General features: G+C 61.9%; 2 protein-coding genes and 3 pseudogenes. All 5 read left to right on the forward strand.

Features of this window, described 5'->3' with window-relative positions; genetic code table 11:
• Positions 1-15: 15 nt before the first annotated feature.
• Positions 16-249 (forward strand): annotated as a pseudogene (locus AWB78_RS44980) (IS66 family transposase); the annotation flags it as partial.
• A 52-nt stretch (positions 250-301) separates the two neighbouring features.
• A pseudogene (locus tag AWB78_RS42380) lies at positions 302-772 on the forward strand (ATP-binding protein); the annotation flags it as partial.
• Positions 773-822: 50 nt separating this feature from the next.
• Positions 823-1,143, forward strand: coding sequence for a hypothetical protein (locus AWB78_RS45675; protein ID WP_232478141.1), 321 nt, complete (start codon positions 823-825; stop codon positions 1,141-1,143).
• A pseudogene (locus AWB78_RS49665) lies at positions 1,097-1,402 on the forward strand (hypothetical protein); the annotation flags it as partial. The gene AWB78_RS45675 and the pseudogene AWB78_RS49665, both read left to right, overlap by 47 nt.
• 7 nt (positions 1,403-1,409) lie before the next feature.
• Positions 1,410-1,784: non-homologous end-joining DNA ligase LigD (ligD, locus tag AWB78_RS42385; RefSeq protein ID WP_445344276.1), on the forward strand; the 375-nt coding region annotated here is incomplete at its 3' end.

The following is a 1,784-nucleotide window of genomic DNA, read 5'->3' on the forward strand; positions in this document are numbered from 1 at the left end:
CACTACGAAGGCTACCTGCAGGCCGACGATTACTCAGGCTGGGCGGCACTATTTCGCGGCGGCAAGATTCAGCACGTCGCCTGCCATGTCCATGCTCGCCGAATGTTCTACAAGATTTACCGGCAGCTTCGCAAGGAATCGCCGCAGACAGCTCGCGAGAGCGTGGCGGCGCAGGCGCTCGCGTGGATCCGCAAGCTCTACGACATCGAGCGCAGGTTGCACGATGCCGATCCGTCAGAGCGAAGGCGGGTGCGCCAGCAGGAATCGGCGCCGCTCTTGCGCGATTACCAGCTCTGGCTGCATTTTACTGGTCGGCGGAACAGGCGTCGGCAAGAGTCATCTGGCACAGGCGCTGGGCCACTGTGCTGCCCGACAGGGGCACGACGTCCTGTTCATCTCGCAGACCGATCTACTCAAGAAGCTGCACGCGGCGCGCGCCACGGGCCTGTACGAGCGCAAGTTCCAGCAATTCGCGCGCGTGCCGCTGCTCATCATCGACGACTTCGCCGTCAAGCCGCTGCAGCGGCCGCACGACGAAGACTTCCACGACCTGATCGCCGCCCGGTACGAGCGCGCGGCCTCGATTCTCACATCAAACCTCGACCTGGATGAATGGGGCGATGCGTTCCCCGACAACCGCATTCTGGGCGCCGCGACGCTGGACCGGCTACGCCACGGCGCCTATCGCGTCGTGATCGAAGGCGAGAGCTTCCGCAAGCCAAAACCGTTTCCCAATGGCACAGCGGCAGGCGCGCGCGGCGTTGCGCGGTAACGGTGCCACGAATCGTTACCGCGTAACGAACAACAAGACAGGACAGAAAGATGGCAAAAACAACTGCACAAAGACAAGCCGCATATCGCGCGCGGCGCGCTTATGCCGGGCCTGACGGCAACGGCGAACGCCGCGTGACCACATGGCTCGACACCAGCACATGGCTGGCCCTGGATCGACTGGCCCGCCGTTACGCAGTAACACAGCGCGCAATGATCGCCCAGCTGATCCGCGCGGAAGACGACCGCATCCTCGCGACAATCGATCCTGATTCGCCAGATTGGCGAGAATACTTCAATGACCGACTGTTACTGCGTAACGATGATGGTCATCAGGGCTCCGAACAACGGGAAACTGTGCCCTCATCCTGACCCACCGCAAGTCCCGCCGCCTGATGTTCTGCACCACTGCGGGCATCAGGCAGAACGATCCCCGAAAACCGTGAAATCGCGGTTGCAAAACTGGCCAAAAAACCGCATTCTTGAGCCCGTTCGAATCCGCGATTTACCCCTGCTTCCGCTGGCTCCATTACGCCGCCCAACCCCGGCTCTATTACGCCGCCCCGTGACAGGCCGCACCAAGCTCGACATCGTGCGGTACTACGACGCGATCGCGGAGTGGGCGCTGCCCTATCTGAATGCCCGACCGCTTGCGCTCGTACGCGCGCCTGACGGAATTGCCATGCGAATTGTTTTTTCAGAAGCACTCGGAGCGAGCGCGCATTCCTGGCGTGGAAGAGTTGCCCGTAAGCGTGTATCCCGGACACAAGCCGCTGCTGGTCGCCAATACAGCAGACGCACTGATCGGACTCGCTCAAATGAGCGTCGTCGAGATCCACTTCTGGAATGGCGTGGCGCCCGATCTGGAACACCCCGATCGCGTCATCTTTGACCTCGACCCCGATCCCGCCTTGCCCTGGCCGGCGATGCTGGAAGCCGCATCACTCGTCAAGGTCATCCTGGATGAGCTCGGCCTGCGCTCCTTTGCGAAGACGAGTGGCGGTAAGGGATTT

The sequence above is a fragment of the Caballeronia calidae genome (assembly GCF_900044055.2).
GTDB classification, from domain to species: Bacteria; Pseudomonadota; Gammaproteobacteria; order Burkholderiales; family Burkholderiaceae; genus Caballeronia; species Caballeronia calidae.